This window comes from Hungatella sp. SB206, assembly GCF_051132295.1.
In the GTDB taxonomy this organism is placed as follows: Bacteria; Bacillota; Clostridia; order Lachnospirales; family Lachnospiraceae; genus Hungatella; species Hungatella effluvii.
This window is the reverse complement of the sequence record NZ_CP096603.1, coordinates 6,173,167-6,185,768: the sequence shown is the minus strand read 5'-3', so window position 1 is coordinate 6,185,768 and position 12,602 is coordinate 6,173,167. Positions and strand designations below refer to the sequence as shown.

12 protein-coding genes are annotated in these 12,602 nt (G+C 51.1%); 5 read left to right on the top strand and 7 right to left on the bottom strand.

The window, feature by feature from the left end; all coding sequences use genetic code 11:
• Nucleotides 1-6 precede the first annotated feature (6 nt).
• Entirely contained in the window at nt 7-1,236 is a 1,230-nt protein-coding gene (locus tag M1L66_RS27405; RefSeq protein WP_434688930.1) for a helix-turn-helix transcriptional regulator, read from the bottom strand.
• A 175-nt stretch (nt 1,237-1,411) separates the two neighbouring features.
• Here M1L66_RS27405 and M1L66_RS27400 point away from each other — a divergent pair, with 175 nt between their 5' ends.
• The 3 genes from M1L66_RS27400 (at nt 1,412) to M1L66_RS27390 (ending at nt 5,416) form a co-directional block, all read left to right on the top strand.
• The gene (locus M1L66_RS27400) at nt 1,412-2,803 is read left to right on the top strand and encodes an MFS transporter (RefSeq protein ID WP_434688929.1); all 1,392 of its coding nucleotides are present in this window, start codon (nt 1,412-1,414) and stop codon (nt 2,801-2,803) included.
• 62 nt (nt 2,804-2,865) lie between these two features.
• Nucleotides 2,866-3,726, top strand: coding sequence for an HAD family hydrolase (locus tag M1L66_RS27395; protein WP_187019907.1), 861 nt, complete (start codon nt 2,866-2,868; stop codon nt 3,724-3,726).
• Nucleotides 3,719-5,416, top strand: a complete 1,698-nt coding sequence (locus M1L66_RS27390) for a glycoside hydrolase family 3 protein (RefSeq protein ID WP_434688927.1) — start codon at nt 3,719-3,721, stop codon at nt 5,414-5,416. The genes M1L66_RS27395 and M1L66_RS27390 overlap by 8 nt, the downstream gene beginning before the upstream one ends.
• Before the next feature lie 56 nt (nt 5,417-5,472).
• Here the strand turns inward: M1L66_RS27390 and M1L66_RS27385 are convergent, their stop codons facing one another.
• The 3 genes from M1L66_RS27385 to M1L66_RS27375 are packed head-to-tail and all read right to left on the bottom strand — an operon-like array spanning nt 5,473 to nt 7,233.
• Complete coding sequence (locus M1L66_RS27385; protein WP_434688926.1) at nt 5,473-6,153, bottom strand: hypothetical protein; 681 nt, start codon at nt 6,151-6,153, stop codon at nt 5,473-5,475.
• The gene (locus M1L66_RS27380; protein WP_434688925.1) at nt 6,150-6,680 is read right to left on the bottom strand and encodes a flavodoxin family protein; all 531 of its coding nucleotides are present in this window, start codon (nt 6,678-6,680) and stop codon (nt 6,150-6,152) included. The genes M1L66_RS27385 and M1L66_RS27380 overlap by 4 nt, the downstream gene beginning before the upstream one ends.
• Nucleotides 6,655-7,233, bottom strand: coding sequence for a helix-turn-helix transcriptional regulator (locus M1L66_RS27375; RefSeq protein WP_434688924.1), 579 nt, complete (start codon nt 7,231-7,233; stop codon nt 6,655-6,657). Before M1L66_RS27375 ends, M1L66_RS27380 begins: the two co-directional genes overlap by 26 nt.
• A gap of 185 nt (nt 7,234-7,418) precedes the next feature.
• Here M1L66_RS27375 and M1L66_RS27370 point away from each other — a divergent pair, with 185 nt between their 5' ends.
• Nucleotides 7,419-9,653 carry a bifunctional diguanylate cyclase/phosphodiesterase gene (locus M1L66_RS27370; RefSeq protein WP_434688923.1) on the top strand — a complete coding sequence of 745 codons (2,235 nt, stop codon included), beginning with the start codon at nt 7,419-7,421 and terminating at the stop codon, nt 9,651-9,653.
• Between the two features lie 37 nt (nt 9,654-9,690).
• Here the strand turns inward: M1L66_RS27370 and M1L66_RS27365 are convergent, their stop codons facing one another.
• Both M1L66_RS27365 and M1L66_RS27360 read right to left on the bottom strand, forming a co-directional pair.
• Nucleotides 9,691-10,119 (bottom strand): DUF3021 domain-containing protein, encoded by a 429-nt coding sequence (locus tag M1L66_RS27365; RefSeq protein WP_434688922.1) that lies wholly within the window; start codon nt 10,117-10,119, stop codon nt 9,691-9,693.
• A gap of 15 nt (nt 10,120-10,134) precedes the next feature.
• Complete coding sequence (locus M1L66_RS27360; RefSeq protein WP_434688921.1) at nt 10,135-10,572, bottom strand: LytTR family DNA-binding domain-containing protein; 438 nt, start codon at nt 10,570-10,572, stop codon at nt 10,135-10,137.
• Nucleotides 10,573-10,744: 172 nt separating this feature from the next.
• On the opposite strand from M1L66_RS27360, the gene M1L66_RS27355 reads away from it, so the two are divergent.
• Nucleotides 10,745-11,356 carry a GNAT family N-acetyltransferase gene (locus M1L66_RS27355; RefSeq protein WP_434688920.1) on the top strand — a complete coding sequence of 204 codons (612 nt, stop codon included), beginning with the start codon at nt 10,745-10,747 and terminating at the stop codon, nt 11,354-11,356.
• Between the two features lie 4 nt (nt 11,357-11,360).
• Here the strand turns inward: M1L66_RS27355 and M1L66_RS27350 are convergent, their stop codons facing one another.
• Nucleotides 11,361-12,566 carry a class I SAM-dependent rRNA methyltransferase gene (locus M1L66_RS27350; RefSeq protein WP_434688919.1) on the bottom strand — a complete coding sequence of 402 codons (1,206 nt, stop codon included), beginning with the start codon at nt 12,564-12,566 and terminating at the stop codon, nt 11,361-11,363.
• Nucleotides 12,567-12,602: the final 36 nt, after the last annotated feature.

The following is a 12,602-nucleotide window of genomic DNA, read 5'->3' as shown; positions in this document are numbered from 1 at the left end:
TACGCCCTATGCGGGGCGGATCGATTTTTTGTACTCGGTGGGCGATACGCCGATTTTTTTCTTGAAGATTCTTGTAAAATAATTCACGTCTTCGATTCCTACATAGTAGGCAATATCCTGAATCTGAATATCGGTGGTGTTCAGCAGCTTCAGAGCGGTGTCGATCCGGCGGCCGTTGACGTAGTCGGTCAGGGTCATGCCCATCTCCCGGCGGAACAGGGAGGAGAGGTAACTGGCGTTGACACTGAACATCTGTGATAAGGATTTTAAACTCAGGTTTGAGCTTAAGTTTAAGTTAATGTGGTTTAAGAGGTCTCGGATCAGCGGCGGATAGTTCTTGAGGGACTGATTTTTGACGAGGAGGCAGTATTTCCGCACCATCTCAATCCGCAGGTTTTCCAGCTGTCTGCGGGAAGTAGAGGCCTCAATCTGGACGGCATAATGATGGGAAATCTCATCTAAGTATACCGGATGGACCACCGCCTTCTCCGCGGCCTTGCGCAGCAGCGTATTTAAAACAATGATCAGGTTCTTGCTGTCACGGATGGGGTCCTTATATCTGGGGGCGATACGGAAGTCTAAAAATGTCTCGAAGCGGCGGACTGCCAGCACCTGGTCTCCCCGCATGACGGCATCCAGAAATTCGTTTTCCGCGGCGTAGCGTTTTTCCGTCACGTGGATGGAAAATGCGTGTTCCGGATCAGGAATGTAGTTCCAGCCGCTGTACTGCTCGTTCCAGTCCTCTGTCATATAGCGGATGGTGAGATCGTGATGGTCCTCATACAGGAAGACGGCAATATGGTTTAACGCCGCGGTGATTCGCGCGGGATCTACGATGGATAAGTTCTGATAGTACTGCTTTAACACGGGAAGCGTCTCTAAGGTCAGCCGGTTCCGGTTGATGACTCGGTTATACAGGAACTCGTTGGCTTCCTCCGTCATATAGGGACCTACCAGAAGGCAGCCGGAATGATTCTTTTCCGGAAGAGGCATGAGAATATAGTGACTGAAAAAATGGTCCGTGATGCTGTAGATATATTTCTCCTCGGCTTTTTCCATTATTTCACTGAACAGTTCTCTGGCGTCATGTCCGGTGAAAATGGATTTCCGCAGGGAGAAATCAATATCCGTCAGTTCTTCCGAACCGGTAGAGAGAACGGAGGTCTGCACGCCGAGCGTGGTGGATAGAAGGGAGATCATCAAATCGATGACCGCTGTCTGAGGTTCATGGCTCATATAAGGGGGTCTCCTTTGTAACGAAATCTTTATACTACTTTTTTTTTATATTATACCATACAAAACAAATATTGTGCTGATAACTACAAAAATTATCCTCAAGACTTTTATGTATTTATGGTAAAGTTTGTTTATCGAAAAAAGATAAACTTACCTTTAGGAGGGGAAATTTTGCATGAAAAGAAAATTTGGTTTCAGGGATAAGATCGGTTATATGTTCGGCGATTTCGGCAATGATTTTTTCTTTATGCTGGCCAGCACGTTTCTTATGGTATTCTATACGAAGGTACTTGGCATCAGTGCAATGGCGGTAGGAACGCTGTTTCTGGTTGCCCGGTGTGTGGACGCATGTACTGATATTACCATGGGGCATATCGTGGATACGGCAAAGCCTGCAAAGGACGGAAAGTTCCGACCGTGGATCCGCAGGATGTGCGTTCCGGTGGTGGTGGCCGGCGTCCTGATGTTTAATCCGTTTATCGCGGATAAGTCCATGACATTTAAGATGGTGTACATCTATCTTACATATTTATTCTGGGGAAGTATCTGCTATACGGGAATCAATATCCCCTATGGCTCCATGGCGTCGGGAATCACCGCGGAACCCATCGAGAGAGGCCAGCTTTCCACATTTCGAAGCGTAGGAGCGGCATTGGCCGGCGTGTGTGTCAATGTGGGCGTTCCCCTGTTTGTATACGCCTATGAGGGTGGAAACCAGGTGGTTCTGGCAGACCGTTTCTTCTATATTGCCTGCCTGTTTGCGGTTCTGGCCCTGATCTGCTATATCCTGTGCTACAGCCTGTCAACAGAGCGTGTAAAGCCGCAGGTGAAGGAGACAAACAAAGGCAGCTTTGCAAGAGCTGTGAAAGGAATGATGCACAATCGCAGCCTGCTGGCCATCATCGGAGCGGCCATCGTTCTTCTGCTCTCCATGCTGCTGTCCGGAAGCATGAACACGTACTTATACATGGATTACTTTAAGAGTAAAGAAGCCATGTCGCTGGCCGGATTCTTCAGTACCGGCGCAACTCTGATTCTTGCACCATTTTCAACGACAATTTTAAAGAAGTTCGGTAAGAAAGAAGCTTCCGCATTTTCCGTATTATTTGCTTCCATTATTTATTTCATTTTGTTTTTCTTCAGATTTCAAAACCCATGGGCCTTCTGTGTCATGATCGCCTTTGGAAACCTGGGAACCGGACTCTTTAACCTCTTAATCTGGGCATTTATTACGGATGTAATCGATTACCAGGAGGTACAGACCGGAAGCCGCGACGACGGCACTATTTACGCGGTTTACTCCTTTGCCCGTAAGATCGGCCAGGCGCTGGCAGGCGGCCTCGGCGGCTGGGTTCTGGGCGCGATCGGCTACCAGTCCTCCAAAGCTGGTGAGGTCATCGTACAGACGGAATCCGTCACCAAAAATATCTATACCGTGGCGACTCTGGCTCCGGCCGTCTGCTACCTGATTGTAGGCCTGATTCTGTTGTTTGCATATCCGTTATCCAAGAAAGTGGTAGAGGAAAACAACCGTATTCTTGCGGAGAGACGGGCTGCTGAGAAATAGATGGACTGCTGCGGAAAACAACGGCTGCTGTGAAAAACTAACTGCAAAGAAAGGTGAGAACAATGGGTGATTTATTTGAGAACTTTCAGCGAAAAAAGGAGTATCTGATCTGCATCGATTCTGACGGATGTGCCATGGACACGATGGATATCAAACATTTCCAATGCTTTGGCCCCTGCATGGTGAAGGAATGGGGGCTGGAGCAGTGGGAGAAAGCGCTCCTGGAGCGCTGGAACGAAGTGAATCTGTATTCCATGACCCGTGGAATCAACCGGTTCAAGGCGCTGGCCATCGTTCTCCACGAGGCCTCCGGAAAGTACCGTTCCATAGACGGGATCGATGCGTTTGTCCGGTGGTGTGAGACGGCGCCGGAGCTGTCGGGCGAGGCATTGTCGAAGATGGAGACGGACGAAGCCCACGTTTGTTTTCAGAAGGCGCTCTCCTGGTCGAAGGCAGTAAATGCTGCCATCGGAGGACTTCCGGAGGAGGCGAAAAAGCCGTATGAGGGTGTGGCGGAAGGTATCCGGGCGGCCCATGAGAAGGCCGATATCGCCATTGTCTCATCGGCCAATAAGCAGGCTGTGGTGGAGGAATGGGAGCGGTGCGGACTTCTTCCATTCACGGATATCGTGCTGACACAGACCGAAGGCTCCAAGGCATACTGCATCAGCCGTCTTCTGGAGGCCGGATATGAAAGAGATCACGTCCTGATGATCGGTGACGCGCCCGGAGACCATCAGGCGGCCGGACAGAACGGTGTCTGCTACTATCCGATTCTGGTGAAGAAGGAGGCGCAGTCCTGGAGACAGTTTCGGGAGGAAGCGTTGGAACGTTTTCTAAACGGCAGCTACCGGGGCGAATATGAGAATCAGTGTGCTGCGGATTTTGAGAAAAATTTAGGAAAAGGAGAAAACAATGGTTAATTTAAGAGAAAAACCTTATTATTTAAATGAGGAAGATATGAAATGGGTGGAGGATACCATCGCGTCTATGACAGATGAGGAGAAGATCGGTCAGCTGTTCGTCAATATGGTGACCTCCAGAAAACCGGAAGATCTGGAAAATGCGGTAAAGAACTATCACGTCGGAGCGATTCGTTATCACAATGCGCCGCCGGAGGAGTTATACGAGCAGAACCGGATTCTTCAGGAAAATTCGAAAATCCCGCTGTTGATCGCTTCCAACTGTGAAGCGGGCGGAAACGGCGGCGTGGGCGGCGGTACCGCGGTGGCCTGCGGGGCGGCGACAGCGGCTGCGGACGACGAGGAGACTGCCTGTGAGGTGGCGAGAATCGGGGCTTTAGAGAGCGCGGCTATCGGATGCAACTGGAACTTCGCACCGATTGTAGATCTGCTCTATAACTGGAGAAATACCATTGTCCAGTGCAGGGCCTTTAACAACAGCCCGGAAGATACCATCCGGTATGCGAAGGCATTTTTCAAGGGTACCAGAACTCAGAATATGGCTACCTGTATGAAGCATTTCCCGGGCGATGGAACCGAAGAGAACGACCAGCACCTTCTCATGGGCGTCAATGATATGACCTGCGAGGAGTGGGACAACACCTTTGGAAGAGTCTACAAAGAACTGATCGACGAAGGCGTCATGACCATTATGGCGGGGCATATCGCACTTCCCGCTTATACGAGAAAGCTTCGTCCCGATACCGCAGACGAGGACATTCTGCCGGCAACCCTGTCCCCGGAGCTGATTACGGATTTATTGAAGGGCCGTCTTGGATTCAATGGCCTGGTAGTAACCGACGCGTCTCACATGATCGGCATGTTTGCGGCCATGCCTCGCCGGGATCAGGTTCCGCAGGCGATTGCCGCGGGCTGCGATATGTTCCTGTTCTTCAACGACATGGACGAGGACTTCGGCTATATGATGGAAGGTTACAGAAACGGCGTAATTACGGAGGAGAGGCTAAGTGACGCGCTTCACCGGATTCTCGGAATCAAGGCGGCGCTGAAACTACACAAGCTGCAGGCCGAAGGCCGTCTGATGCCTCCGAGAGAGCAGCTGTCGGTGATCGGATGCAGTGAGTTCCACAAGTCTGCCGCAGAGCAGGCCGACAAGTTTATTACTCTCGTCAAGGACACGAAACATTACCTTCCAATGACGCCTGAGAAGTATAAGAGGGTGAAGCTGGTATTTATCGGCGGAGAGGGGACGGTAATCGCCGGTAAGCTTCAGGCGGACGACAGCGCTCCCATAAAGGAGATGGTCGTAAGGAAGCTTACGGAAGCCGGATTCATCGTGGACGGCGATACGCCGGCTGTAAAAGGTAAGATGGAGGACCTGCGCAAAAAGTATGACGCGTGTCTGGTGGTATTTAACGTATCGGGATTCGCACAGTACAATACCATGCGTGTAAAATGGGCGCAGCCCGCAGACCAGCCGTGGTACGTATCGGAACTGCCCACCATATTCCTCTCTCTGAACTATACAAACCATCTGATCGACGTGCCGATGGCAAAGACTTATATCAATGCCTATCTGAATTCGGAGGAAGCAGTATCCGCCGCTATCAGTAAAATGACAGGAAAGTCCCCGTTTAAGGGCAGATACAGTGAAAATGTATTCTGCGGCCGCTGGGATACCAGAATTTAATCGTAAAACTCCTCTGCCCGAATGAGTTCCATTCAAACGGCAGGGGAGTTTTTGCCTTACGATTTTAAATCTTTCACGGTCAGCCCGTTTTCACGGCCCTGTTTCCTCCAGCCGATTGAAGCAGCGGCTAAGTAGAGCGGGCGGGGGAAGGAGAGGGAGATGAGCTGGTCCTTTCCTTTTTCAAGGCGTCCGATACGTGCAGCCATGTCTTTCAGCGCGGTGCCCAGCGGCTTTTTAATGCCCTTTTGCAGCGGAGCGCTTTTTATCTGAGCCAGCATGGCCCCGGCGCCGCATCCAATGCCCTGTTTGTATTCGAAACCGCAGCGCAGGCACCAGCTCTCCACGATCCGAAGAGCGAGCGCGGCCTGCTTTCCCTCGTAAAATCCACAGTTTATGGCGGCATAAACGGCCAGCGGTTCTTCAGTTGCCAGGAGCCTGTTGTTTTTCTGCTGCCATTCCAGTTCCATTAAAAAGGAAAGCAGATGGGACGGAACGGCATCCACATAGAGCGGGAAGGAGAGGATAAGAAAGCTGGAACCGCTAAGATGTTTTACGTCCTCGGGTGACGGCTCCCAGCGCATACCCGTGTAAGCGGACGAGGCGGCGGGATGGGAAGCGGTAACGGCCATGACGGCCGTCTCTGTGCTGGGATCGAGTAAAGACCTTAAATCGTCCAGCAGCGCGCCGGAGGAGCTGTCGCGTCTCTTCGGGCTGCCGTTTATCAAAATTCCTTTCATGCCATATTCCCCCTTATCTGTTCCGGTATCTGATAGAAATGCACGGTGCAGCCGGAAGCTCCGAAATTGACGGCGTTTGCCTTAGCCAGGCGGTCCGCGGTCTCTTCCTCCAGCTTTGTGATTGAGTCCCCATAGAAATGCGTCGTGATTGCCATACGGTTATCGTGCCGCATGACATGGTGCATCTCTCCGTTAATGATGCGGAAAAATGGCTGGAGATAACCGATGCTGCGGTCCAGAATATTTTTCACATATGGGCTGTAGCCGCCGTAGCAGCAGCGGCTGATGAGTATGAGTTCGCTGGTCCTGGACAGCAGTTTGCCCATCTCCTGATAGGAATCGGGAAGGACGCAGCTGCCCGGAGTCTTGATCCAGCAGCCAAAACAGCCAATACAGGGGCGTGCCGGATACATAGGGGACAGGATGACGGCAGACGGCTCGGAGGTTCCGAGCCTGGTCAGCTGAGCGGTTTCGGGAAACAGTTCTTCAAATACGGCGGAGTCAAAGTCGTGGATGATTGTTTTCACTGAGGGGACCTCCTTTTTGGGTGTTTGCTGTTGTGGTGGAGTTTTCTGTTGCCAGCCCGGAACACCATTCAATCAGCATCTCATAGTAACGGATTCCATAGACGAGCACAGATCCGTGGAACGTGTGGCCGGCGGCCAGATTTCTGTTATTCAGCTCTTCTCTCTGTGCCTTCAGCTCTCCGAGCCCTACGGAGGCGGTCTCCATAAACAACTCCAGATTCTGCTTTGCAGTAATGGGATCTAAATACTCGTAGAAGAAAAACGGCACCAGGTAGTCGAGGCGTGTTTTTACAAAACGCACCGGCTGCTTTAACCAGGTAAGAAAGACACCGCGGCCTTCTTCCGTAATGGAATAGAGCTTCTTAAACTTTCCCCCGGTCACTTTTTCTTCTGAGAGGATGAGTTTTTTCTCTTCCAGCCTCTTTAACGCGGGATAAATGCTCCCATAGCTGGCATCGAAGAAATAGGACGTGCTTTCCGCCATATACTGCTTTAAGTCATAACCGTTGGCGGCGCATCCCATTAAAAAACCAAGAATGATATACTCTAACATAATATTACCTCCTGATATATATCAAAACGATATATATTATGCCGATACTATATCAGGTAACCATTCCAAAGTCAAGGGTATAAAAAAAGTAAGTGACAGTTGACGTACCCTTTTTCTTTCATGTACAATGAAAGAGGATGCCGTCTGTCATCGTGTATAAGAGCGCAGGCGGGAAAGGAAGAGGTATGAGAAATCTTTTCGCGAAATACAGGGAAGTTATACTCGGTCTGTTGATACTGATTTTACTGACCGTGTCGTGGCTCTTATACGCGAGTACTTTGAAACATGATTTTCAGAATGAGATCATCTCTTCTCTTGAGGAGGTTTCCACACAGGGAAAGAGTATTCTGGAAAAAGAGATAAATGGAAAGCTGGAATTATTGACCGAGGTTTCGCGCCGCGTCGGTTTTTACACAGTGGACAATTATGAGGAGGCCGCTGCCATGTTGGCCGCCACCGCGCAGGAGAATGGGTTTAAGCGGATGGGGGTCATCACTGCGGATGGAACGACATATACCACGGATCATGTACGTATGGATCTGTCCGACCGCCCTTATTACAGAAGGGGCCTGGCGGGAGAAAACAGTGTGTCCGATCCCCTGGTGGACCGGGAGGGGAGTGAAACGATCCATGTATATGCGGTGCCTGTCTATCATGATGGAGAGGTGACGGCGGTTCTGTTTGGCACCTATGATATCAACGAGATGCGCAGGCAGCTGGAGGTGACCTCCTTCGGAGGACGCGGATATACGTATATCGTAAATAAAGAGGGCAACTGCATCGTGGATTCCACTAATTCCTACAGTTACTCCAATATGCAGAATATTTTTACGTCCATGGAAGCGGAAGACAGGAAGAATCAGGCGATTGCGGACCGGATGAAGGTGGATTTTGAGAATGGGCAGGATGGATGCGTCAGATTCATAAATAAAGGGGTTCAGTACATGTACTACCGGCCGCTGCCCATCAATGACTGGTATCTGCTCACTGTGGCACCGGCCAGTGTGCTGGACAGCAAAATGAACGCGGTGCTGGGGCGTACGTATCTGCTGGGCGTGTTTATGGTGCTGATTTTCGCGGGAATCCTGGTTTATGTTCTGAAGGATCAGAAACGGAGGAAGGCCGAGCTCATGCACAGCCTCTATACGGATGAGATCACCGGCGGTTACTCCTTTGCCAAATTCCAGGTGGAGGCGGAGAAAAAGATACGCCGGGCAGAGGCGGGGAACCTGTCCCTGGTCAGCCTGGATATCGATGATTTTAAGTTTATCAATGAGCTTCTGGGATATGAGGAAGGAAATCACCTGATCCGGTATATTCATGGAGTTCTGGCGGGATGGTGCGGAGGCGAGGAACTTTTCGCTCATCAGTCTGCGGATATGTTTGTGGCACTCGTTGACGGTCACGACCATGATGCCTTGTGCAGGCGATTAGAGGAACTTTGCAGCCGTCTTCAGTCGTATTCCATCTGGCCTCAGAATAAGCTGGCTATCGTGCCGGCCATGGGGATATTCCAGATTCGAGACAAGAGCCTTACACTGGATTTCTGTCTCGACTGCGCAGGCATTGCCAGAAAGAGCCAGAAGGGACAGTTCGCCGTCCATTACGCGTTCTATGATGAGCGGGTGAAGGAACAGATCTACCGGGATAAGCGGATCGAAGCGGTGATGAAGAGTGCGCTGGAAAATGGAGAATTCAGGGCGTATTACCAGCCCCAGTACGACGCGGAATCCAAGCGGATCGTAGGGGCAGAGGCCCTGGTGCGCTGGGCGAGGCCTGACGGTGAGATCGTGTCGCCGGGCGAGTTTATCCCGCTGTTTGAGAAAAATGGATTCATCAGCGAGCTGGACCGGTATATGTTCCGGATTGTCTGTGAACAGCAGAAGGAATGGGGGAACCGTGGATATGCGGTGGTGCCGGTATCCGTCAATGTATCGAGAAAGCTTCTCTATGACCTGAATTTTGTGGAGAAATACAACCGGATTCTGACAGAAACAGCGGTGGAAGTCCAGAATGTGGAGGTCGAGATTACGGAGAGCGTCTTCTTCGACAACCAGCCTCGGCTATTGGATGCCATCAGGCATCTGCATCAGTCCGGTTACCGGATCCTTCTGGATGACTTCGGTACGGGGTATTCCTCTATGGCTATGCTGAAGGACATGTCGTTTGACACGCTGAAGATCGATAAAAGCTTCGTTGACAATATTGGTGATGAGAGAGGCAATAAGATCGTGGATGGTATCATACGCCTGGCGGAGTCGCTGGAGCTGAGCACCATCGCCGAGGGCGTGGAGACGAGAGAGCAGTACGAGTATTTAAAGGCGCACGGATGCGACGTAATACAGGGGTATTACTTTGGCCGGCCGATGACCGCGGAATCATTTGAAATGCTGCTGAGCAGCCAGACGGCCGGCAGATAGAGTTTTGTAAGCAGGAGCAGGAGCCCGGGAGGTAATCTTATGGGGTCTGCTCCCCTTTTTTATCCTGGGAGAGGATGAGGCGGTTGATCTCATCCGCCTCGTGGCGGTGTACGGCCGAAAAGTATCGGTCGATCAGGAACGCGATAAACACACACAGCAGTGATGTGTATAGAAAGCTGCTGATGGTGAGAACCGTCCAGTTTAAAACAAAGCTTGCAATAATGACAATCGCATACTCTGCTGCGAAGAACGTGGTCTTGTACGCCCTTTCCGACTGAAACGGAATGTGATCGTACACGACCGATACGAGCTGTATGAAAATGATAAGCCCTGTAAGTTCCAGGACAAAGACGCCGCTCAGTGCATAGTTGTTTCCCAGAATCAGGTTATAGATTGCGTTAAACAGGATGACGATGGTAAATGCGATCGCCGAACTGGGAAGATAGGTTCTTAAAAATCGTTTCATGGCATTTCCTCCTTGTTATCGGGATAATTTTTCTTTCAGCGCAGGTATATAATTTCTGCTGACAATGAGCTTTTCACCATTTTTCAGCAGGGCCTCCAGCCTGCGATTCCACAGGGGGGACACGCTCTTCAGCCAGGCGGTGTTGACGATGCAGTTTTTGCTGATCCGGACAAATGTGGTATTGGCCAGCTTTTCCTCAAGGGACGAAAGCGTCTCACGGCTTTCGTACACATTTTTGCCGCTGTAGAGGAATGTGCGTCCGTCAGCGGAGTCCACATAGATAATCTCCTCGGAATGCAGATAGAAGGAAGTCTCACCGATCCGCCCTTCCAGTGAAAAGGAGTACTGGCGGATATAGTCCAGGAGACGCTTAAGCCGCTGGTCGGCAATGTGGCACCGGATTTCGATTTCGGGCTCGGAAAGGCCGAGCCCTTCGTGCAGTGTTATTTTCATGTCATTCTCCTTTTTGAATATCCAGTGCACCGGATTTATGATATCATTATAGAAGTAGCTGGAATAAAGAACAAGGGGAACCGGCCAAGATGCCTTGAGGGGCGATGAAATACATTACAGGGCTGTGACCTGTAACTGAAATACAGAGAGAGGAAGAGAAGGAGTAGATAACATGGCAAAGACGATGGGAGCTGTTATGGGGGATAACATGAAAGAGGAGATCATTCTTCAGACAGAAAGGCTGGCTCTGCGGCGGCTTCGGCGGGCAGATTACGATGACCTCTGCCTGATGTTAAAGGATGAAGAGGTGATGTACGCCTATGAGCATGCATTTGAGGACTGGGAGGCCGCCGACTGGCTGGACCGTCAGCTTATGCGCTATGAAAAATACGGGTTTGGCTTATGGGCCGTGATTTTAAAGGAGACTGGGGAGCTGATCGGACAGTGCGGGCTGACCATGCAGGAGGCCGGCGAAAGAGAGGTGCTGGAGGTCGGTTATTTATTCAGAAAGGATTTCTGGCATTGCGGATACGCGCTGGAGGCCGCTGCCGCGTGCAGGAATTATGCATTTGAGAAGCTGGGAGCGGAGGAGGTGTATTCCATTATTCGGGATACCAACGCTCCTTCCAGGGCCGTGGCGGAGAGAAACGGTATGACCGTTTGCGGCAGTATCGTTAAGCACTACTATGGAATGGACATGCCCCACCTTCTGTACAGAATCAGCCGCTCGGAAGCGGGGGCAGATTCGGCGCAGAAGGCGGGGCAGGATCTGGAGCATGTGTGAAATGCTATTTCTCGTCACATACCTGGAATATGAAGAATTTTAAATAGTAAGAGGTTTCATCTCCGGACCAGAGAATGGGATGATCCGGTGCCTGCGTCCGGTATTCGACCTGGCGGAGGCGCTTGTGGACATTGCCGGCGGCTTCCCGGATGGTCTTTTCAAATAACTCCGGTGTCATGAAGTGGGAGCAGGAGCAGGTAGCTAAGTAGCCGCCGTCCTTTACCAGCTTCATACCTCTTAAATTGATCTCCCGGTAGCCTTTAACCGCGTTCTTTACGGAGTTTCTGGACTTTGTGAAGGCGGGGGGATCGAGGATGACGACGTCGAATTTCTCACCCTGGCGTTCCAGCTCGGGAAGCAGCTCGAAGACATCGGCACAGCGGAATTTGACCGTATCGGAGAGGCCGTTTAAGGCCGCGTTTTCTTCGGCCTGGGCGACTCCCAGCTCGGAGGCGTCCACACCCAGGACGGAGGAAGCGCCAGCCAGACCGGCATTAAGCGCAAAGGAGCCGGTATGGGTGAAGCAGTCTAATACCCGTTTGCCGGCGCAGAGTCTCTGAATTGCCAGCCGGTTGTATTTCTGATCAAGGAAGAAGCCTGTTTTCTGCCCGTCTTTGACATCTACGAGATAATGCACGTTATTTTCCACGATCTCCACCTTGGTGTCGAAGGGATCGCCGATGAAGCCCTTGAAGCGCTCCATGCCTTCCTGGAGACGGACCTTGGCATCACTTCGTTCGTAGACGCCGCGGATCTGGATTCCGTCCTCGGCCAGGACCTTCTTAAGCTTGTCCAGGATAACCGGCTTGAACCGGTCGATTCCCAGGGCAAGGGATTCCACAACGAGTACGTCGGAAAACTTATCGATGACAATACCCGGAAGAAAATCGGCCTCGCCGAAGATGAGACGGCAGCTGGAGGTGTCGGTCGTGGTCTTCCTGTACTCCCATGCGGCGCGCACTCTCATCTCCAGAAAGTCGTCGTCCACAACGGTATCCTTTTTTCTGGTCATTATGCGGACGGTCAGCCTGGAGTTGGCGTTGATGAATCCATGGCCCAGCGGATAACCGTCGAAGTCTTCCACAAATACCATGTCGCCATTGGCGTAATCCCCCTTGATGGTGTCGATCTCATTGTCATAAATCCACATGCCGCCGGCTTTCAACGAGCGGCCTTCGCCTTTTTTTATCCTTACAACTGCAGATTCCATATAGATTCTCCTTTTTGATTGTGAATACTCTTGTAT